A 20,411-nucleotide genomic window follows, 5' to 3' on the forward strand; every position below is an offset into this window, starting at 1 on the left:
GGCCGTGTTGCTTTTGTTAATTCGAGCCTGTTTTTGGGGTTGTGATTTTGGTTCTTAAAAAAAACCCGCTCCCACTCGCCCATGTTTTATCCCACTCCCCCCGCGCCGCCGGGGCGCCGGGGCGACGGATCATAGGGCTCGGCATCGTAATGGCTGTTGCCGTTACGCTGTGGCGGGTATTCGCATCGCAGTGATGAATTCCTTATTTTAGTACTCAAGTCGTTTCACTATGGTTGCAACCTGGCAAAAACTCGAACATTGGCTGGAAGAGCACGCTGCGCATTTGCTCGACGAGCTAAATCCTGGCGCGCTGCCCAGCGATATTGCTAATTTGGAGAAGGCTCTCGGTGTTACCCTGCCTATTGCTTTTCGTGATTTTTATAAGGTGCACAATGGGCAGGAACCGGGCGAGGGGTTGATTGAAACGGAAGAGCTGTTGTCGACCGAGCGGATTTTGGAAGAGTGGCGTGTGTGGCGAGACCTGCTGGATAATGGCAATTTTCACGGTACGCACTCCGAGCCGGAGGAGGGTGTAAAGGGGGATTGGTGGAACCCAATGTGGATCCCCATTACGTACGATGGCAGTGGCAATCATTATTGTATTGACCTTGATCCTGCGCCCGGCGGACGCAAAGGGCAGATCATTCGCATGTGGCACGATGCGCCCGAGCGGCCCATCATTGCCGATTCGTTCCATGCGTGGATTGAAGACTATGTCGGCCAGCTTGTAAAAGGCGAGTATATATATTCCGCGGAGTGGGGCGGTATAATTCACCGCGAAGATCTCTAACCTGCCATCGTTTGCATTGTGAAGAAAACCGTTCAGCACATTCTGAAGAACCTCACGTTCTGGGTATTGCTCGCCATTGCCGCGGGCATTGTGCTGGGCGTCGTCAAGCCTGCGACTGCCATTGAGATGGGGGTGCTTGGCGAGAAGTTTATCGCGCTGGTCAAGCTCTTTATTTATCCTATCATCTTCCTCACCATTACGCTGGGCATTGCTGCCATGGGCGATCTGAAGAAGGTAGGCAAGACGGGTGGCAAGGCCTTGTTATACTTTGAGATCGTCACCAGCTTTGCGCTGGTGATCGGTGTTGCCGTGGCGTGGGTGATGCAGCCCGGCAGCGGCGTGGATACTTCTCTGGCGCAAGGGGTGTCTGTCGATCGTTATGTGAACCAGGCGAAACAATTTACCTGGAAGGCGTTTTTTGAAGAGAATCTCACGCTAAAGGTATTATTGGCGGCGATTCTTTGCGGTTCACTGCTCAGCTTGTATGCCAGTAAGGAGAAGATCCTGCGACCGCTGAGTATTGTGTCGAAGTATGTCTTCAAGGCGTTGCACCTGGTAATGTATGTGGCGCCGATCGGGGCCTTTGGAGGGATGGCGTATACCGTGGGGAAGTTCGGACCTTCTACATTGGTGTCGCTGGCCAAGCTGATGGGCGCGATATACCTGACGATGGCGATCTTTATCTTTGGAGTGTTGGGTGCGATCCTGTGGATGTACCGCATTCACATCTGGCACTTCCTGAAATATATACGGCACGAGATCCTTATTGTGCTGGGCACATCGTCGAGTGAGGCTGCATTGCCGTCGCTGATGGAAAAGCTCGAGCGTATGGGCTGTGCCAAACCGGTGGTGGGGCTTACGATCCCCGCGGGTTATTCGTTTAACCTTGACGGCACGACGATCTACTTGTCGATGGCGTGCATCTTTTTAGCACAGGCGTACCATGTACACCTGTCGCTCGACCAGGTGCTGGTGTTGATCGGCATCCTGATGGTCACGTCAAAAGGCGCTGCCGGCGTAACCGGCAGCGGCTTTATCGTGTTAGCCTCTACGTTGCAGGCAATCAAAACCATACCTGTAGAAGGACTTGCCTTGCTTATTGGTGTAGACCGTTTTATGTCAGAGGCACGCGCCATTACGAACCTGATCGGCAACGGTGTGGCCACCGTTTGGATCTCTAATAATGAGCGTGCATTTGACCGCATTGCCATGGAGGAGGCCTTTGCCGAAAAAACTCCCGCGGCAGATCAATAGGTATACTCCGGTGGCACCTGGCCGGCACATCGTAAGTATGTAACAGCTTGTCCGCGATGGTGGGTGATGTGGTCCAGTGTAGCATAAAATCCCGCTACCGCTTCGTAACTAAATTTTGTTGTTTGTACCGTGGTCGCCAGTGCGCCATACGTCTTTTCCAGGTGGGCCTTGATGTCGGTCTTTGCCGGGGGCGCTGCTGGCGGGTTCCAGTCGGTTTTGATTTCCTTTATATAGTTGTCTTCCCACCAGGCAATGCCGTAGGCGATGTGGTGCAGCAGTTCGCCAAAATTCCACACGGTACTGACCGGCTTAAATGTGTACTCGTTGGCGGGCATGGCTTCTGCTACGGCCAGCGTATAGTCGCGTGAGTGTTGGAGGAGGTTCAAAAGATGTTTCATACCTATAAGATGATTTTGTAATGGCACAAAATTACAGCGCGTTGTCGGCGGACATTTGAGGAATCTTGCTATTTCGGGAGAGAGGCTAAAAAAGTGGAGGGGCTGTATTGGCGGGTGTAGCGGTGGTGCGGAATTTTGCCGGCGGCAGGCCGTACTGTTGATTAAAGGATTTGGTAAAATGTTCCAGACTGTTGAAGCCCGATGCGAAGGCCGCGTCGGCTACCGGCATACTTGTATTGCGCAGCATCATTTCAGCGTGTTTCAACCGGGTGTGTAGCAAATACTGGTGCGGCGCATACGATGTAAACGTTTTGAAGATACGGCTAAAGTGAAAACGGGCTGACGCAGCAATGTTGCGCGAGTGAGGTGAGCGACATGTCGTCGGTGAAATGGGTGGTGATGTACGCTTTGGCCCGTTCGATCGTTTCGAGGTGATTTTTCTTGAGTCGTGCATCCATGCGTGTGTCGGACGTATAGTCGGCGACCCGGGGTAATATTTCACGTACGATGTCAACCACGCATTGATCGATCTCCAGTTTGCTGCCGCCGTGGGTCAGTATCTGGTGGATGACATGATAATGCAAGAACTCAAGTGAGACATTGGTCTTGACCAGCGTGGACGGGATGTCGTTGTCAATAAAGAAGTGTAGGTTGCCGTGGCATTCCACAAGCTCGCTGTAAAAAGCCGGGGTAAACTCAAAGATCGTGCACTCATCCGGGATGCTGTGCGTATGTGTGATGGTTCGCTCAGAGCCGGGTTTTGTGACAAGTACGCAGCCCGTGTACGCGTCCATGGAACGGCGAAAGACATTATACAGGAAATTCCCCTTGCGTACAAAGCTGATGCAAAACGCGTCGGCGTATTCCGGCTTGGTTGTCATGCACGATGTGCATCGGCACCGGAAATCGATAACCTGGTAGAAGTCTGAACGATATAATGTGTGCAGGTCTGCCTCCATGGCAAAGTGAAAATACACAGTTTCCTGTTGAACAATTCAAAAACTTAATTACCTTTGTTCTATGAAAATGAAACAACTCCAATTTAATCCCGCGGTGATCCGTGTTCGTGCCGATAAGCACGACTCGTCCCGGAGTTGTATACATGATTGATTATAAAAAAATCAGCATATAGAAAGCCCGGGCACCACTGTCCGGGCTTTTTTATTGTGTAAGTGATTTTAAAACATAGATAGAACCACCCTTAAACCATGAAAAATATTGAAACGATACTTAGGACCATTGAACGGGAGCTGATCCGCACGTATGCCGTGCTGGACGCCTGGTTCGATGAGGAGCCGGGTGTGCTGCAATATCTTCCTGCAGGCGGTGGCCGTTGTTGTAGTGAGGTGCTTGAACAGCTTATGCACACCAACGGTAACCTGTTGTCTTCCATCGAGATGGCTTGCCGTGAAGCGCACAAGCTTGCCGCCGAAGCGGCGATTGACCAGACAACCGATTGGAGCCACTACACCCTGCTCGAAGCCCTTGCGCTGGAACGCTGCATGCATACCTTGTATACAGCCGCGGTTACGCAGACCCTGTCGCACGACGATATACGAAGCCGTATGCGCAGGCAGCTCGGTATATGCCTGGATCACCTTGACACGCTGTGCCATGGCGAAGGCACACTTTATAAAACAACGTTGCCCCTGCATGAGCCCCTCACCCTGGATGTATACCAGCACTTGTACTTCCTGGCCCACTTCGGCCGGAGCCATGTCAAGAGGCTGGAAGAAAATAAAGCCGAGTTTGCGTTGCTGGGGCGCAACTTGAACTAGTACATACTAATTTGACTTTATGATGACGGAGAAAGAAAATACCCGCATCAGTAAATACCTCAGTCTCGTGCTGCGTCATGCGCCCGAGGCTGCAGGCATTACCCTTGATGAAAACGGTTGGACCGATGTTGGAATCTTGTTGAAACAGCTGAACCGGAACGGATATGTCGTATCTCCGGCGGAGCTCGATCACGTTGTGACGACCAACAATAAACAACGGTTTATTTATGATGATGATCGAACACGCATTCGCGCCAGCCAGGGGCATTCGGTTGCCGTCGACCTGGACTATGCTGTAGGCGAACCGCCGGCTGTACTCTATCATGGTACCGCTGAAGCGTTTTTGCCTTCCGTAGAGGAGACAGGTCTGGACAAGCGCAGCCGCCATCACGTGCACTTAAGCGCGGATGATGAAACGGCCCGTCGTGTAGGACGACGCCATGGCAAGCCTGTTGTGTTGGTGGTCGATGCTGCCCGTATGCGTGCGGATGGCTACACATTTTTTTGCTCGGCGAATGGTGTATGGCTTACGGAGCATGTGCCGACGGCCTATATACAGCGGCGGTAACGCCGGTTACTGGTTGGTTGCGGTGTGCAGGCTCATGCTGCCGTTCTGGTAGACGAGGCGGGAGGCCCAGGAGGAAAAGGTTTTCCCGGCCCGCCAGGCAAATGCCCATCAGGTCGATGATATCGTCTTCCCCCACAAAGGTCGTTTTCAGGTGCGCAAGTACGGCGTTCAGTTTGTCGACCAGGTGGTTTTTATCAAAAGTTGTCTCCATACAAAGAAGAAATAGAAGAATTCAGTTCAGCGTCCGGCCACAGCGTGGCCGCATAGTCCCCTAACGATGATGTACCGCTTCGCGTACGTGTGCGTGACGTAGCGCGGCCTTGTCACGCGGGTGCGGACTACCCGGTCTATATATGGCATCGTCCAGGTCACGCAGCACGGCGGCTTGCACCGAGCGGTATAAATAGAGGGCTCCCACCGGGCGGCGGCGCTGTCAAACGGCCGGTGCTGTGTGGGGCATGTCGAGTATGTCAAGGTCGTAGGATTGTCGTAACAGGGCCTCGGCGGCCTGCTCGCCCTCGTCACTGAGGGGCTGTATGCGGGTTTCGATTGCCACATCGCCATGTGTAAACAAATCTTGCAAAAAACGTAGATAACTGCATAGCGCGCTGGTAAAGCGATGGCTTCCGATTCATACAAATGCCCTACATGGCTATGGGGGTTTATTCCCAAAGTTCAAAAAAAACAGTAAAGATTCTGCCTATACTTCCAACCATTTTGCCATGCTTCAGGACTATGGTATTGTACGTACACATTTTGATTTATCGTATTAAGAATATAAACACATTACAAACCATGTTATTTCCTGTTAAAAGCATAATCCGGCGTAGCCTCCTCCTGGCAGGGCTGGCCCTCGCGGCGCAAGCGTGCGACGAAATGAGCGGTGACGTTATCCCCTCGGACGAGGAGATCGACCAGGCCGTTGACCTGGACGCCGCGATGGCGGTAAACGGTCCGGTATTGGTCGACCTGGTACAAGCCTCGAAACTTACCGGTGCCTCGACGATCTCGATTGTTCAAGAGCCTACCAAGGGCACCGTGTCCATTCTCAGCACTGCGCTGCTGATATATACTCCGAACGCGGATTTCACCAGCGGAACCGATCAAATAGTTTATTCAGTGTGTGCCGCCGGCAAATGCGATGAAGGAACCATCGAATTTACGTATGTGTCGGACGAGACCAAATGTTACAGCATGGCCGTGCCCGACCAGGGATACGGTAAGCCTACCGATCCGCAGATCGTTGTCGACGTGCTGGCCAATGACATCCTGTGCGATGATCAGTTTGATGTATCCACCCTCCAGGTAACGAACCAGCCCGCCCAGGGCGAAGCCAGGATCATAGACGGGGTACTCTTTTATTATCCTGTTACCGACTATGCGAGTCCCGTTTATGTAGTGTATAGCGTTGCCGGTCGCGCAAACCCCAAGGTGTTATATTACGGCGTGGCGTCGGTCTCGGTGCATCCGGAGACCATTACGGTACAAGCTGTCAACGATGTATTCAACTATACCGCGGCCGAGTATGCTGCGTTGCTGGAGGCGTGGCCGGGCAATCAGATCACGTATACGCTGCCGCAAATCTTTGGCAACGACCAAATCGGCGGTGTGCAGTATATCGAGCTCGAGGTATCGATTGTGACACCGCCTCAGCACGGCAATGCTCACTATGAGCAAAACGAAGTGTTCCGTTACAGCCCCGAAGACGGCTATCGCGGCGCGGATAGCTTTACGTACCAAATCTGCTACGATGGACACTGTTCACAAGCCACGGTCAGCATCAACGTAGACGAGGCAGGCCCTATCCAGGCAGTGGGTGACGACATCGTCTACACGCACGCGCAGTATCTCGATATGATCGCCAGTCAGGGCGCACTGAACATCCCGTTCCAGAATGTCATCGGCAACGACGTGCTCAACGGTGTCCCCACGAACCAGCTTCACATCACCACACCCCAGCAGCCCTATAGCGGATCGATACAATATTTCTCGCTGGAGATGTTCAAGTTCATCCCGAACAATCACTTCGATGGCCACGAGAGCTTCATTTATATGATCTGTCACGACGGCCAATGCAGCGAAACAACGGTGACGATCACCATCACCGACTGGCCGTAATAAAAAGCATGCAAATAGAAACCGTTAAACTCAAGTATCTATACAACGTCCACACGGTGCAAGCCGTGTGGACTTCCTGGTAACTATGGAAGAACAATGGATCGCCGGTTGCAGGCAAGGTCATCGCGGAGCACAGGAGCAGCTGTACCAGCATTACGCCCCCCGGGTTATGGGCGTATGCCGGCGCTATGCTACTACGGCCGAAGATGCGAAGGATATATTCCAGGAGGCCTTTATCAATATTTACAAATCGTTGCAAAAAGAGCAAACGTTCGATTCGCTCGGGGCCTGGGTTCGCAAGGTGACGGCCAATACTGCTATTACCTATTATTACCGTCACAAAAAGCACCAAAAACAAATTTCGACCGATACCATTGTGCACTACGACGATAATAACTACGATCACATCCTAAGCGAGCTGCGCAAGGAGGACCTGCTGCAGCTCATCGATGCGTTGCCTGTGGGCTGTAAACACATCTTCAACCTGTATGTGATAGAAGGGTACACCCACAAGGAGATTGCAGTGCTCATGAATATATCGGAAGGTACTTCCAAGTCGCAGCTTTCGCGTGCCAAGGATTTAATGAAGTCTAAACTTAACGGATCGGATCATGTCGCATACAAACGGGTTGTCTGATATGAATGACTTTGAAAAACCATTCCGGGATGCGCTGACAGACCTGGAAGTTACGCCGCCCGAGGGTGGGTGGCCCCCTATTGAAGCGGCGCTCGACCGTAGCGGATTTGACTACCGCCTGTATGGTTTGTTGCTGTTACTGCTGTTGTTGATCGGCCTCGGCTCGTTGGTGTCGTACCATGTGGCGACGCATGCTGTCGGGCAGCAGCGTGCTGCTACGGAGGCGCAACACGCCGCGTCTTCGGAGGCGACTTCGTTAGCGCCGTCCGCCGTGGTGAGTAATAATGTTGAAGTACCTTGTGACGATACCACGTTGGCAACCGGTGTGTCGGCGGATGCTGAAAATCATCGTGTACTCGCGGCGGATAACACGGGGTCTATACCGGATTCTACCGTAGAGGTTGCCTGTACGCATCTGGTTGACGCCGGCGAAGTATATGTGGACACCATGATGAGCAATGATCTGGCCCGGCAACGGTCTGTTGCTATTGACGCTACACGCAACCGCGTGATCCGCCGTAATCACGATAATCAACCGCTACATCCCCGAAGGGAGACGGCGCGTACGTCGCGTGAGCAGAAAAATGATGACGGAGAAGAAAACAGAGAAGGCAGGGGGCTTCTTGCACGCAATTCCGATCGACCGGGCAAAGCTATACAGGTTCGGCGCGAAGATAGGCGCACACGCGGTAAGGGTGTTCGCTATGGTGAAGTTATCGAAGTCGATAGTGTTGTCCATGGGCTCAATGGTCCGCCAATGCCATTCCGTAAAAGAAATACACCTCAGGCTGCTCTGTTGGCGCTCACGTCGCTTGACAAGCTGAAACGTATTCATGCGGAGGAGAAGAAACCGAAAGTTTCTGAAAGCGATTCTGTTGAGGAAAAGAAACGCGCGGAACGTGCGCTGAGCAAATGGTCGCTTCAATTTCAAGCAGGAGCGAATTATACCTTTAAGAAAATGGATCCTGCGAAGGATCTTTACTACGTTACCGGTCTAAATAATAAAAACCAGGCGTCGTGGCGCAATGCGGGCTACCAGGTTAGTGTTACTGCACGTTACCCGCTGGCGCGGCGTACGATGCTGACGACCGGTATTTCGTGGAACATGCTGCAAGAGCACACCGATTATAACTATTATAATATTATTGCCGACAGTGTGGAGGTGCAGCATATTGCCGATAAATCGATTGAAGTCAATGCTTATTCCAGGGTTCGTCGCAATGATGTGACCAATACGCTCCACTATCTTGGCGTGCATCTGGGTGTAATTCAGCAGGTGACGTTTTTGCGGCATGAGCGGAATATACTACTCGCGCTGCATGTTAACCGGCAGGTGGCGGCAACTAATCGCACACTTAATGCGGGGCATCGCTTTGCTGTAAATGATCTGCGGATTGCGTTGCGGGCTGGGTTAGAGAATCGGGTAGTGTTGTCGCGTCATCATGTGCTTACATTGACGCCGTTCCTGGAGCAGTCGTTTGGGTCGGTATACTCGGAAAAGAGTGTTTATACTTTGCGGCCTATTCAGGTGGGATTGGATGTGGGGTTGGTGTTGCCGTTTTATAAGCGGCGTTAGGCGCGTTGCGTTATAGCGTCGCCAGGAATAAAATGAAGGCTATTATGCCCACGACGAGGAGTATGATTTTTATGGCGCTGTACGGGCGTTCGCCCTGCACTTCGCCGGTGCGGGCATTGATAATAAATTGATATACTTTGTTGTTGTAGCGGTAGGCGCTGATCCAGACCGGGAGGAGTACGTGTTTGAAGCTTGGGGCGAGGTAGCGGGTGTCGAGGGAGTGGAGCTGTTGCTCGTCGCCGCCGATATCCTGTTTGGCCAAGGCCTGGATTTCGGGCTGCATGCGGCCCTGGGCTTCGCTGTAGGCGCTCTTGATGTTTACGACGTTGACTTCCGTGCGGAAGCCCGCCAGGTATTGGTCGTCGTACGATAAGAGCTTTTTGGTGTCCCAGGGTTCAAGCGCGCGTAATTTATTCTTAGGCAGCGAACGGCTTCCTTCGATGAGCAGGTCGTCAAAGTTATTGCTTACCTGGCCGTGCGCGGACGACCAGCGTGTGTGCCGTACCTGGCGTGTGCGGGTTTCGGATCTGCCGTTTTCGTGGTGCGTGTAGGATTCCGTGGTATAATAATAGTCACCGCGTTCACCAGAATAGATCGAGTCTGTTGTGCAGTTGAAGGTCCAGTATGGCAGGTACATGCCGTTGAGCTTGCCGTCGATGTCGGCGTATTTTTTCAGGTCATTGGGCGCAAACCACAGGTTCTTAAGCCAGCCGCGGAAGCGCTCCTGGGCTAATGTGGAGTCGAACGAAAACGGCAATATATACTGCGGTTTGTGTATGGCGGAGGTGGTGCCGTTCTTCACCACCAGGTTGGAGGCGCAGAACGGGCAGGTGTCGGATACAACGTTGGCAGCGAGCGTCGAGGCTCCGCCACAGCTGTTGCAGCTCACAACGGTCACGCTCACCGTTTCATCGTCTTTCCAGGCTTGGGCCAGGTATTCTTCCAGGTCTGTTTCTACAATGCCGGCGGCGGCGTTGATCTCGACTTTTGTGCCGCAGTAGGCGCATTCCACATTTGTCGTACCAGGTTGATAGCGCAGCGTGGCGCCGCAATTTGAGCATGTGAGGTCTTTGCTGACCTGGTTGGTAGGCTCATGAAAGTCACTCATGAAGTAGGTATAACTTCGTTTAAAGAATGGTTCAATAGATTGATGCTTGCCCGTATTACTGTGGTGGCAGCGGCGGGGGTATAGCACCAAAGAAGTTTGTCAGATCGCCTACCTCGCCGGCCTTTGTCCAGGTGGGCATGCCCTGCTTCCACACGAGCATGTCCCGTGTCAGCTGCCCCTGCTTTACCATCTGGTCGATGGCCTGCAGGTTGAAGGGGCCTTGCTGCTGGCCGTTGACGGCTACAAAGTACTGTATGCTGGTGGCATTTGGGATTGGCGGCGGAGCCTGGTTGAGGTTGGGGGCTTGCGCCTGGTTGGCGTTGGCGTTGTTGAGCGCCTGCGTCATCTGTTGGGCCATGGATAATCCCACACCGAGCCCCATCATGTCGCTGCCCACGCCACCCGGATTATTGGCGGCTGACTCCAGGGCATTCGCGGCCTGGAATTGCGTATAGGCATTGAGGTTGCCGAGTATACCCATGCTGCTGCGTTTATCGAGCGCCTGCTCCACTTCCGGCGGCAGGGAGATATTTTCTACCAGGAATTTGGTGAGCTCCAGGCCGTAGTCGGAAAACTCAGTGCCGATCTTGTCAGTCACGATCCCGGAGAACTCATCATAGTTCGCGGCCAGGTCCAGCGCCGGAATTTTACTTTCGCCGATGGTGTCGGTAAAGCGTGTGAGGATGAGGTTGCGGAGCTGCTCGGATACCTCTTCTGTTGTAAAGTGACCCTGGGTACCGGCGATCTCTTTGATGAATTTGCCGGCATCTTTTACTTTCAGCGCAAAGGTGCCGAAGGCACGCAGGCGGATGGGACCAAACTCCTGGTCGCGAACCATGATGGGATTTTTGGTACCCCACTTCTGGTCGATAAAGTTTTTGGTATTGACAAAGTATACTTCGGCCTTGAACGGGCTGTCGAATCCATATTTCCATCCCTTCAGTGTTGTCAGGATGGGCATGTTTTGTGTTTGCAGCGTATATCTTCCCGGCTGGAATACATCGGCGATCTGTCCTTCGTTTACAAAGACTGCTACCTGGCTTTCCCGTACGGTGAGCTGCGCGCCATACTTGATCTCATTCTGGTAGCGCGGAAAGCGCCACACCATGGTGTTCGGGCTCTCATCGGTCCATTCGATGATGTCAATGAGCTCCGCCTTAAGTTTGTCCCAGATAGACATAGTTCGTAGTTAGAAGGTGAAAGATTTAAAATTAGTAAAAACTTTACCGACTTTGCCGCACGCGGTGGAACACTGGCGGTTAATTTTGTGTTCTCCAACACCGCGCGACACCGATTTCTACAACCGGGCGCGCTGTACGCGGGAAGCTCTATATTTTTACATGATTGCACTGATTGCCGGAAGCCTTGTCTTAAGCGTATTACACGCGCTCATTCCCAACCATTGGCTTCCTGTTCTGGCGATTAGCCGCCGCGAACAATGGTCGCTGAGTCAAACGACGTCGGTTACGCTGGCGGCGGGACTTGCCCATGCCTTGAGCACCGTCTTGCTTGGCGGCATCATTGCCCTGGCCGGCCGCGCCTTGAGCGACAGCATTGAACCGTTCACCCACTTCTTTGCGCCGGGTGTGCTGGTCGCGCTGGGCCTCTTTTACGTATATCAACACCATCGTCATAAACATTTTCACCTGCACAGCAAGCCGGTCATTTCACCGCGCCAGGTGGTGATCAGTCTTGTCATTGCGATGTTCTTTTCGCCGTGCCTGGAAATAGAAGCCTATTTTCTCATGGCGGGCGCCACGGGCTGGTGGTTGGTGGCTGTGCTGGCGTTGTTGTATACTATTGTAACGGTAAGCGGCATGGTGTTGTGGGTGCGGCTTACGTATCGCGGGCTGGTAAAAATGAACTGGCATACGCTCGAGCATAATGCCGGCATCATTACGGGCGTCACCTTGGTGCTCACGGGCATAGCCTCTTTCTTTCTGCACTAATCGTTGAACCAGTTGTTATAACACAATCCGGTCCTTCTCGACGTAGAAGGCCATTTCCTCGCTGGCAGCAGTGAGTTTCAGTACATCGTCGGGGTTTATGGAGATGATCCAGGCGTCGGCAGCTTCTGCCGTGGGCACGGCGTCCTCCGTTTCTTCCTCTTGCGGCAGCATGGGGCGGATGATCATAATGCCGTTACAGTTCAGATATTGGATTCCAATGGCACCCGATAGCCGCCAGTTCGCGTACACTTCGCCGTTAAATTCCAGCAAATCGTCAACATGCAAAACCCTCATTTTTGAACTGTTTAAGTGTTGCTACAACTTTCTAAAGAAGGAATATCTAATATTGTTAGTTTAATAAAACTAATTTTATTAGTATTGAGGCGTCTTTACACTAGTAATGTATGAAAAGATTCATAACAAACCAGGGATTGCGGAGCATTCCTTCGCATGTAGGCGCGGGCATGCCGGCCATCGCAGAAGCTATTCTGACCGAGCACCGCAACAAGCTCGTGCTGCAGGTGTATGCTGCATTGGAGAATTATGTCGAATGGACCTTTCATCGCATTCCGACCACCAACCAGGTGTTTTGGATTCGCGAAACGTTGGAGGGAATAAAAGATAAGAGGGTGAACCTGGAAGAATTGCCGGCGATCTATGAGGAGGTGCAGCGGAGTGATTATGTTGTCGTGCGGGATGAGCCGTTTATCCGCGAGATCAATGAGGAGATCGCAAAGGTTTTAGTGCAGAATTAACGCGTGGCGCTTCAATGTAGTGGTTGTCGGCGCTTCGACCGTTAAGACGTAGTTGTTATGTGTTATTATACTGTACGTTGTAGGCAACGACCGTTATTGTTGTGGTTATCAGTTCGACTGTTGAGGGAGTGGTGGGATCTCGGTATGCCAGATCCTACTACTATATTCCTTTCGCGGCTCCTTGTCGCGAGCTCATGTATTCGGAGGGGCTGATGCCGAATTGTTTGGTGAAATCGCGGCTAAAGTTGGCGGCGACGCTATAGCCTACTTTTTCGGCTACTTCGTAGATCTTGTAGTCGCCTGTTACCAGCAGCTCGGCGGCTTTCTTCAGTTTTGTTACCATGATGAGCTCGTGGGGGGTGAGGTTGGTCAGGCCGCGGACTTTGCGGTATAGCGTCTGGCGGCTCATGTTTACTTCGGCGGCGATCATCTCTACGTTGATCTCGGCTTCGCCCATGTTGCGGGTAATGATGTCTGTCAGGCGCAGGAGGAAGTTTTCGTCTGTGCGCGAGTATGCCACGGTTTTTATATTTACCAGCGGCGAGGCCGAGAAGTATGATTTGACGTGATCGCGGTTTTTGAGCAGGCTGACAATCTGCGCGTTCAGGTGTTGTTGCGAGAAAGGTTTTTCGATATAGGCGTCGGCACCCATTTCCAGGCCTTCAATCTTGGATTGCAGCGTGTTTTTGGCGGTAAGCAAAATGATGGGAATGTGGCAATGGTCCAGGCTGGACTTGATCTGCCGGCATAATTCAAAGCCGTCCATGACGGGCATCATGACGTCGCTGATGATTAGCTGGACCGTGGTGTCGTTGAGTTTGGCGAGCGCTTCCGTGCCGTTGCCGGCAGTGACGATGTTGTATTCGGGGCTCAGTTCTTTTACCAGGAAGTCGCGGATCTCCTGGTTGTCTTCTACCAGCATGATGGTGCTCAGGCCGCTCTTTTCCACAGAGGCCGGTTTTTCGATGGTACCGGCGGGGCTGACTTCTTCAAATGATTCGTCGAACAACTGGAATTCTTTCTCCTGGCGGATGGGCAACCTGAGCAAAAAGGCGTTTACGCCACTGTCCAGGCTTACCTCCAGGCTGCCTTTGTGCAGACGGGTGAGCGACTGTGCCAACGCCAGGCCTATACCTGTGCCTTCGGCCTGTGTGCCGGGCAGGCGGAAGAATGGCTCGAAGATCTTTTCTTTTTGTGACTCGGGTATGAGCGGACCGTCGTTGGTGACTTGTATCGTAAAGTGTTCGTCGTAGCTGCTGAAGGGCAAGATGCTTACGCCGATCTGCTCACGGCCGTATTTAATGGCGTTGCTGAATAAGTTGCTGAGGATTTTTTTGAGTGCCTCCGGATCTACGTAGGCCTGGAAGTAAATGTTGGGCAGCCGGGTGTCCAGGATCATCTTGCGTTCTTCGGCGGCGGGGCGGAACTGCTGCAGCAACTCGGAGAGAAGGCTGCAGATGTCGGTCTTGACAAAGGAAAGGCTAAAGACGTTTCCTTCGGTTTTCCTGAAGTCGAACAGTTGGTTCGAGAGGCTGATCAAACGATTGGTGTTTTTCTCCATAATTTTCAGGTTGGCTTTTGTCTCGTGATCGAGGCCGGGCTGCTGTAGGATCTTCTCCAGCGGCAGGCTGATCAGCGTTAACGGTGTTTTGATCTCGTGAGCAATGTTGGTAAAGAATTCAATCTTGGCATTGTACAGCTCTTTGTCTTTTTCGTTTTGGAAAAAGCTCAGACGGGCTTTGTTCTTTTCTTCGGTTTGTTTCTGATAACGGATGATGAGGAAGACCAGTGCGGAGGCTCCGAGCAGTACGTATACCACGTACGCACGCTGCGACGCCCACACGGGCGGTTTGATGATGATGTGGAGCGCTGTGCCTGCAGCGTTGTCGGGTGGGATGCCGTCGGTGAGCGCCCGTACGCGGAACGTATACTCGCCGGGCGAGAGGTCGGTGAAGTATACTTTTCGGTTGTTGGTGAGGTGTACCCAGTCTTTGTCGAGGCCTTCCATTTTATAGGCATAGCGCGTCATCTGCGGCGCTTCGTACGACAGGGCCGAGAAGTCTACGCTAAAGGTCGACTGCGTGTGGTTCAGAACGATCTCGTCGGTGTAGGTGATGGATTTCTTGAGCGGCGACCGTGCTTTCCAGATGGGCAGCTCCGCGTTGTTAACCTGGATGCCGGTGATGTATACCGGAGGCATATAGGTGTTCTGCACAAAATCTTCGGGGCGAAAGCTGATCAGTCCGTGAACGGAGCCAAAGTAGAGTACGCCCTGCGCGTCGCGGTAGGCGGAGTTGTGGTTGAACTGGTTGCTGAGGAGGCCATCTGCCTGAGTATAGACCTGGATCTTGCCCGTAACCGGGTCGATGCACGCCAGGCCTTTGGAAGTGCTGGCCCACAGGCGCCCGCTGTTATCTTCGAGTACGCGAAAGACCATGTTGCCCGGCATGCCGTCGTGTTCGTTATAGAGGCTCACGACCCGGTCTTCGGTGAGGTCGTAGTGTGCCAGGCCGGCGTCGGTGGCAACCCAGAACCGGCCGTGGCTGTCTTCGAAGACGCAGTTTATATGGCTGGTGGGAAGCGATGTCGCGGCATTGGTATGGCGAATGATGCGTAGGTCGCCCGTGGGGCCGTAGCCGGTTACGCCGCGGTGAAAGGTGCTGACCCACACGGTGCCCGCGCGATCTTCATACAGGTTGCTGATGAGGGTGGCATAGGGGAACCATTCGGTGAGCGCGAAGTCGCCTTTGTACGGTGGCTGTAGTACATATAGTCCCGAGCCCGTGCCGGCGTAGATGGTACCGCTGCGCGTGCGCAGCATGGAGTATATAAAGTCGCTGTTGGCGCGGCCCGGCAGGGCGGTATGGAAATAGCGCTTTATGACTTTGCGTGTGCTGAGGTCGAAGACATCGAGGCCGTGTTTGAAGGTGCCGATCCAAAGGTGGTTGCCTTCCAGCGCCAGGCCGTGGATGTTGTGGTAGCGGATACTGGTGGTGTCGCCGGGGATGGGAGCGTAGTGCGTGAACTCGCCGGTGGCCGTGTCGAGCATGTTGAGGCCGGCGTCTTCGGTGCCGATCCACAGGTGACCTTGTCCGTCGGGGGACAGTTCGCGGATGGCGTCGCCCTGGATGGAGTTGGCACCGGGGCGGGTATAATATTTCCGGAAGCGCGAGCTGGTAGCGGGTACGTAGCTGACGCCGCCAAAGAAGGTGCCTGCCCAAATGCCGTTCTCGCGATCTTTAAAAAGAGAATATACGGCATTGTCGGAAAGCGAGTATGGGTCGTTGTACTCCTTCTGCAGGTGCGTGACTTTTTGCAGGGCGTGGTCGTAGATATAGATGCCGGCTTCCGTCGCTACCCAATACTCCCGTTCGGACACGCGCAGGATGTCGCGTACGAAGACCATTTTGCCAAGCAGCGATTGTAACGATGTGGTTTGGCCGGTGCGCGTGTTAAAGAGTAACGGGCCCTGGTTGGCGCTGCCCACCATAAACTCGTGGTCGTTGATGGGCATGATCTTTTCGATCACGACGTCTTGCTTTGCGCGGCCGGGGTATGTACCGAGGGGGTATGTTTCGAAGGTGTTGGTGGCCGGTATATATTTTCGCAGGCTGTTGGTGACCTCGGATACCCAGAGGTCGCCGCTGGACGTCACGGCAATGGACGTCGCCTGTAATTGTTCGAAGCATGTCACGGAGGAGTCGTGGTGTGACACACGGTAAAGATTTTGCGTGCAGATGTACCACAGGTTGCCGTCGGCGTCGCTGTTGATGCTCAGTACGTCGCCCCCCAGGCATGTGTGAAAGGGATAGAAGCGTTCGAGCATGGCGTCGTACCGGTACAGGCCTTTGCCGGTGCCGACCCACAGGTTGCCCTGGGCGTCTTCGTGCAGGCAGCGCACCGCATTGCCGCCGAGGCTGTAGGGATCACGGTCGTCGTAGCTGAAGGTTTTGAAGGTGTAGCCGTCGAAGCGGTTGAGGCCGTCGACAGTGCCAAACCACATAAAGCCCTTGCTATCTTGCATACAGGCATAGACGGTATTGTTGGAGAGCCCCTGTTCCACCTGGTAACGGCGGAAATAGTAGAACTGCGCGTACGTTTGCGTAAACGCTGCCAGGAAAAGAACAAATGTGAAGAGCTTCTTCATGTGCGGAAGGTCAAAAATACAGGTAGAAAATTCCCCTGCAACGGGCCTGTTAACGATTGCGATCACCAAACCGCCAAATTAGATCAATTCGAGGGGTGTGTTACAAATTGATACTTTATTGGCCCTGTGCGATACGAACGCAAACGTTGGCGCCTCCTAGCTTTGACGCGTCAGCTAACCAAACCTGATATGTTGAACTAAATGCAAAGCTATGGAGAAAACACTACGTGTCTATTCTTATGAAATTCACAGGAACCTGGGCAGCCTTTTGCTCCTGTTCCTGCTCGCTGTGCTGGCTATTCCGGTCGCCGCACAGCAGGAAGTGACCATTAAAGGTAAAGTGACCGAGCTGGTAGACGGCACGTCCTTACCGGGGGTGAACGTTCTTGTCAAAGGAACGCCCAATGGTACCACCACCGACGCGAACGGTGAGTACACGTTGTCGGTGCCGGCGGGTGCCACCCTGATATTTTCGTTTGTAGGATACTTCCCCGAGGAAATTGTAGTGTCCAATCAAACGCAGATCGATGTACCGATGAGCCCGGACATTACCACCCTGCAAGAGATGGTAGTGATTGGCTACGGCACAGTAAAACGCGGTGATGTGACCGGCTCGGTGGTATCGTTAAAAAGTGACGACCTTACACCCGGGGCGAACATCTCGTTAGGTCAGGTATTGCAAGGCCGTGCGCCGGGCGTGCAGGTATACCAGAAGAGCGGTGAGCCCGGTAGTGCCATGAGCGTGAAGATACGCGGTGTCAGCTCGATCAGTGCGGGCAACGATCCGCTGTATGTTATCGACGGCATGCCGGTGAATAATATCTCGCCGGTGGGCTCGCCCGGTGTGGCCGGTGCCTCCAACAACCAGAATGCGCGTAACCCGCTGAACGGTATCAACCCGGCAGACATCGAGTCGATCGAAATTCTGAAAGATGCTTCTGCTACCGCCATCTACGGCTCGCGTGGTTCTAACGGCGTCGTGCTGATCACCACCAAGCGTGGTGCCTCCGGGGCGATGAAGGTCAACTATAATGTGCAGGTAGGTACACAACGTGCCACGAAGAAACTCGACATGCTCAGTGGTACCGAGTACCGCGACGTGCTGAATGCCATCATCGACGACGGTGCGCCGAACAACCCCGCCCGTGTGCCCGATGAAATTGTGAACACCAACTGGCAGGATGAGCTGTATCGCAATGCGCCGATCCAAAGCCACGACCTGAGCCTTTCGGGTGGTAAGGACAACACCCGATTCTATGCTTCGCTGGGATACTTCGACCAGGAGGGTGTGATTCCCAACTCGGGCACCAAACGCTATTCGGCAAAACTGAACGTCGAGAACTCAATAGAAAAGAAATATGCGTTCGGCATGAACCTCGCGGCGTCGTATATCCATGACGACTTCAACTCTGTCGGTGTCGGTATCAACGAAAATGCACCGGCGCTCTACTCGGCGCTCTTCTACGATCCGACGGTGCCGGTATACAATCCCGATGGCACCTATTTCCGGGCATCGTCTATGACGCCTCAGCTCGATAATCCGGTAGCCGTCATGAATGGCCAGACCGCCAACAGTGATTCTTACCGCATCTTTGGTACGGTCTACGGCGAATATTTCGTTCTGCCTGAGCTGTCTGCGAAAGTGAAAGTTTCCGGTGACATAAGCACTTCGCGCCGCAATGCCTGGATCGATCCTTCCACCATCCTCGGGGCCAACAACGGTGGCATTGCTTCGGTAAATTATGGCGACGTAAACTACTATATGGTAGAGGGTACGCTGAATTACAACAAGAAGCTTTCCGACGACCATAGCGTTAACGCTGTACTCGGTACCACATACGAGCACTTCGGCTCCAACACATTCAACGGCAACGGCCGTGGCTACGTGACGCCGGAGCTTAGCTATGACGCCATCGGTACGGGTGACGCGGTACGCAACGTGATCGGTAGCGGCCGGCAGTCGGCTGTGCTGGCTTCGTACCTGGGTCGCGTGAACTATACGTTCAAAGGCCGCTACCTGGTGACGGCTTCGTTCCGTGCGGACGGCTCGTCGCGCTTCGGCCCGAATAACCGCTTTGCTTACTTCCCTTCGGGCGCTGTGGCCTGGAAGATCCAGGAGGAGCCCTTCCTGGCCAGTGTAGGCTTTATCGACGAGCTGAAGCTGCGCGCCAGCGTGGGTTCGGTCGGTAACCAGGCTATTCCGAACTATATGTTTCTCAATACCTATGGCGCCAACAGCCAGGGGCCGGTCTTCGGAGGGGCACGTGCACCGCAGTTCTATCCGGCGCGTCTGCCCAACCCGGACCTGAAGTGGGAGTCGTCTGTGCAGGCCGACATCGGCGTGGACTTCGCGTTCTTTGATCACCGCCTGTCGGGTTCATTAGAATACTATAATCGTAAAACGTCCGACCTGCTGCTGGATATGCCGCAGCCGCTGAGCACCGGTTATGGTTCGAAGTTTGTCAATGCAGGCAGCATGCGCAACAGCGGTATCGAACTTGGCCTCTCGGCCGACGCTGTGCGCGGCGAAAGCTTTACCTGGAACATCGGCGGTAATATTTCGACCGTTAAGAACGAAGTGCTGAGCCTCGGCGACATGAAGCAGTTCTTCCGCGGTGGTGTAGCGTCCATTCCGGCGCCGACGGTGGTACGCCCCGGCGAATCGCTCGGCGCTTTTTATGGATACCGCGTTGTCGGCATCTGGCAGGAAAACGACGACCGTACCGGTTGGCCCGCGGCAATACAGCCCGGTGACGTGAAGTACTACGACCGTAATGCTGACAAGCAGATTACGGCTGACGACCGCGTTGTGCTGGCGAGCTCCATTCCTGATTTTACATATGGCCTGACCAGTACCTGGACCTATAAGAACATCTCCCTGTCGGCCTTCTTCGAAGGGTCGCACGGCGCCAGCGTGCTGAACGCTACGACGATCGAGACGTACTTTCCCACGGCCTTCCGCCGGAACCGCCTGGCCGAACCGTTGCTGAACCGCTGGACTCCCGAAAACGCGTCGAACGAATATCCGTCGTTTGTGCGGCCTGCATCGCAAGGCACGGCTGTGCAGATCAACTCGACTACCGTGGAAGATGCTTCGTACCTGCGCCTGCAGTCGGTACGCCTGAGCTATAACCTGCCGATCGCCAACGGGCCCATCCGCAATGTGCAGTTTTATGCGGTGGGTCAGAACCTGTTTACCATTACCGACTACACCGGTATCGACCCGGCCGCCAACTCGCTGGGTGACGATGTAGTACGCGTGGACTACAGCGCTTACCCGATGGTTCGCACGTATATGCTCGGCATGAATGTTCAATTCTAATTGTATACCCG

The 20,411-nt window shown here is 53.6% G+C and carries 20 protein-coding genes; 10 read left to right on the top strand and 10 right to left on the bottom strand.

Going from position 1 to position 20,411, the window contains the following annotated elements; all coding sequences use genetic code 11:
• The first annotated feature begins 229 nt into the window (after positions 1–229).
• Both KK062_RS22075 and KK062_RS22080 read left to right on the top strand, forming a co-directional pair.
• Positions 230–790, top strand: coding sequence for an SMI1/KNR4 family protein (locus KK062_RS22075; RefSeq protein WP_254086528.1), 561 nt, complete (start codon positions 230–232; stop codon positions 788–790).
• A gap of 18 nt (positions 791–808) precedes the next feature.
• Positions 809–2,044, top strand: a complete 1,236-nt coding sequence (locus tag KK062_RS22080) for a cation:dicarboxylate symporter family transporter (RefSeq protein ID WP_254086529.1) — start codon at positions 809–811, stop codon at positions 2,042–2,044.
• Here the strand turns inward: KK062_RS22080 and KK062_RS22085 are convergent.
• From KK062_RS22085 to KK062_RS30975, 3 genes are all read right to left on the bottom strand, one after another.
• Positions 2,038–2,442 carry a DinB family protein gene (locus tag KK062_RS22085; protein WP_254086530.1) on the bottom strand — a complete coding sequence of 135 codons (405 nt, stop codon included), beginning with the start codon at positions 2,440–2,442 and terminating at the stop codon, positions 2,038–2,040. The genes KK062_RS22080 and KK062_RS22085 overlap by 7 nt on opposite strands.
• Before the next feature lie 85 nt (positions 2,443–2,527).
• Entirely contained in the window at positions 2,528–2,722 is a 195-nt protein-coding gene (locus KK062_RS30970; RefSeq protein WP_254086531.1) for a helix-turn-helix domain-containing protein, read from the bottom strand.
• Positions 2,723–2,765: 43 nt separating this feature from the next.
• Complete coding sequence (locus KK062_RS30975) at positions 2,766–3,419, bottom strand: hypothetical protein (RefSeq protein ID WP_254086532.1); 654 nt, start codon at positions 3,417–3,419, stop codon at positions 2,766–2,768.
• 231 nt (positions 3,420–3,650) lie between these two features.
• On the opposite strand from KK062_RS30975, the gene KK062_RS22100 reads away from it, so the two are divergent.
• Together KK062_RS22100 and KK062_RS22105 are read left to right on the top strand one after the other, a co-directional pair.
• Positions 3,651–4,220, top strand: a complete 570-nt coding sequence (locus tag KK062_RS22100; RefSeq protein WP_254086533.1) for a hypothetical protein — start codon at positions 3,651–3,653, stop codon at positions 4,218–4,220.
• Between the two features lie 19 nt (positions 4,221–4,239).
• Positions 4,240–4,788: an RNA 2'-phosphotransferase gene (locus tag KK062_RS22105; protein ID WP_254086534.1), complete on the top strand. Its 549-nt coding sequence runs from the start codon at positions 4,240–4,242 to the stop codon at positions 4,786–4,788.
• Here the strand turns inward: KK062_RS22105 and KK062_RS22110 are convergent.
• From KK062_RS22110 to KK062_RS22120, 3 genes are read right to left on the bottom strand one after another with little or no spacing between them, the layout of a single operon-like run.
• Complete coding sequence (locus tag KK062_RS22110) at positions 4,748–4,999, bottom strand: hypothetical protein (protein ID WP_254086535.1); 252 nt, start codon at positions 4,997–4,999, stop codon at positions 4,748–4,750. The genes KK062_RS22105 and KK062_RS22110 overlap by 41 nt on opposite strands.
• A gap of 60 nt (positions 5,000–5,059) precedes the next feature.
• Positions 5,060–5,206, bottom strand: a complete 147-nt coding sequence (locus KK062_RS22115) for a hypothetical protein (RefSeq protein ID WP_254086536.1) — start codon at positions 5,204–5,206, stop codon at positions 5,060–5,062.
• Positions 5,207–5,221: 15 nt separating this feature from the next.
• Positions 5,222–5,344: a hypothetical protein gene (locus KK062_RS22120; protein ID WP_254086537.1), complete on the bottom strand. Its 123-nt coding sequence runs from the start codon at positions 5,342–5,344 to the stop codon at positions 5,222–5,224.
• 239 nt (positions 5,345–5,583) lie between these two features.
• On the opposite strand from KK062_RS22120, the gene KK062_RS22125 reads away from it, so the two are divergent.
• The 3 genes from KK062_RS22125 (at position 5,584) to KK062_RS22135 (ending at position 9,119) form a co-directional block, all read left to right on the top strand.
• Entirely contained in the window at positions 5,584–6,906 is a 1,323-nt protein-coding gene (locus KK062_RS22125) for an Ig-like domain-containing protein (protein WP_254086538.1), read from the top strand.
• Between the two features lie 85 nt (positions 6,907–6,991).
• The gene (locus KK062_RS22130; RefSeq protein ID WP_254086539.1) at positions 6,992–7,543 is read left to right on the top strand and encodes an RNA polymerase sigma factor; all 552 of its coding nucleotides are present in this window, start codon (positions 6,992–6,994) and stop codon (positions 7,541–7,543) included.
• A complete protein-coding gene (locus KK062_RS22135) occupies positions 7,518–9,119 on the top strand; it encodes a hypothetical protein (protein WP_254086540.1) in 1,602 nt (533 codons plus the stop codon). Before KK062_RS22130 ends, KK062_RS22135 begins: the two co-directional genes overlap by 26 nt.
• Positions 9,120–9,129: 10 nt before the next feature.
• Here KK062_RS22135 and KK062_RS22140 read toward each other — a convergent pair whose 3' ends face one another.
• Positions 9,130–10,227 (bottom strand): TFIIB-type zinc ribbon-containing protein, encoded by a 1,098-nt coding sequence (locus KK062_RS22140; RefSeq protein ID WP_254086541.1) that lies wholly within the window; start codon positions 10,225–10,227, stop codon positions 9,130–9,132.
• A gap of 55 nt (positions 10,228–10,282) precedes the next feature.
• A complete protein-coding gene (locus KK062_RS22145) occupies positions 10,283–11,407 on the bottom strand; it encodes an SPFH domain-containing protein (protein WP_254086542.1) in 1,125 nt (374 codons plus the stop codon).
• Positions 11,408–11,567: 160 nt separating this feature from the next.
• Here KK062_RS22145 and KK062_RS22150 point away from each other — a divergent pair, with 160 nt between their 5' ends.
• Positions 11,568–12,176, top strand: a complete 609-nt coding sequence (locus tag KK062_RS22150) for a hypothetical protein (protein WP_254086543.1) — start codon at positions 11,568–11,570, stop codon at positions 12,174–12,176.
• Positions 12,177–12,191: 15 nt separating this feature from the next.
• Here KK062_RS22150 and KK062_RS22155 read toward each other — a convergent pair whose 3' ends face one another.
• Entirely contained in the window at positions 12,192–12,470 is a 279-nt protein-coding gene (locus KK062_RS22155; protein ID WP_254086544.1) for a hypothetical protein, read from the bottom strand.
• Between the two features lie 110 nt (positions 12,471–12,580).
• Here KK062_RS22155 and KK062_RS22160 point away from each other — a divergent pair, with 110 nt between their 5' ends.
• Positions 12,581–12,931 (top strand): hypothetical protein, encoded by a 351-nt coding sequence (locus KK062_RS22160; protein ID WP_254086545.1) that lies wholly within the window; start codon positions 12,581–12,583, stop codon positions 12,929–12,931.
• 160 nt (positions 12,932–13,091) lie between these two features.
• Here KK062_RS22160 and KK062_RS22165 read toward each other — a convergent pair whose 3' ends face one another.
• Complete coding sequence (locus KK062_RS22165; RefSeq protein WP_254086546.1) at positions 13,092–17,078, bottom strand: two-component regulator propeller domain-containing protein; 3,987 nt, start codon at positions 17,076–17,078, stop codon at positions 13,092–13,094.
• A 211-nt stretch (positions 17,079–17,289) separates the two neighbouring features.
• Here KK062_RS22165 and KK062_RS22170 point away from each other — a divergent pair, with 211 nt between their 5' ends.
• A complete protein-coding gene (locus KK062_RS22170; RefSeq protein WP_254086547.1) occupies positions 17,290–20,400 on the top strand; it encodes a SusC/RagA family TonB-linked outer membrane protein in 3,111 nt (1,036 codons plus the stop codon).
• Positions 20,401–20,411 lie beyond the last annotated feature (11 nt).

This window comes from Dawidia cretensis, from assembly GCF_018598175.1.
In the GTDB taxonomy this organism is placed as follows: domain Bacteria; phylum Bacteroidota; class Bacteroidia; order Cytophagales; family Cyclobacteriaceae; genus Ohtaekwangia; species Ohtaekwangia cretensis.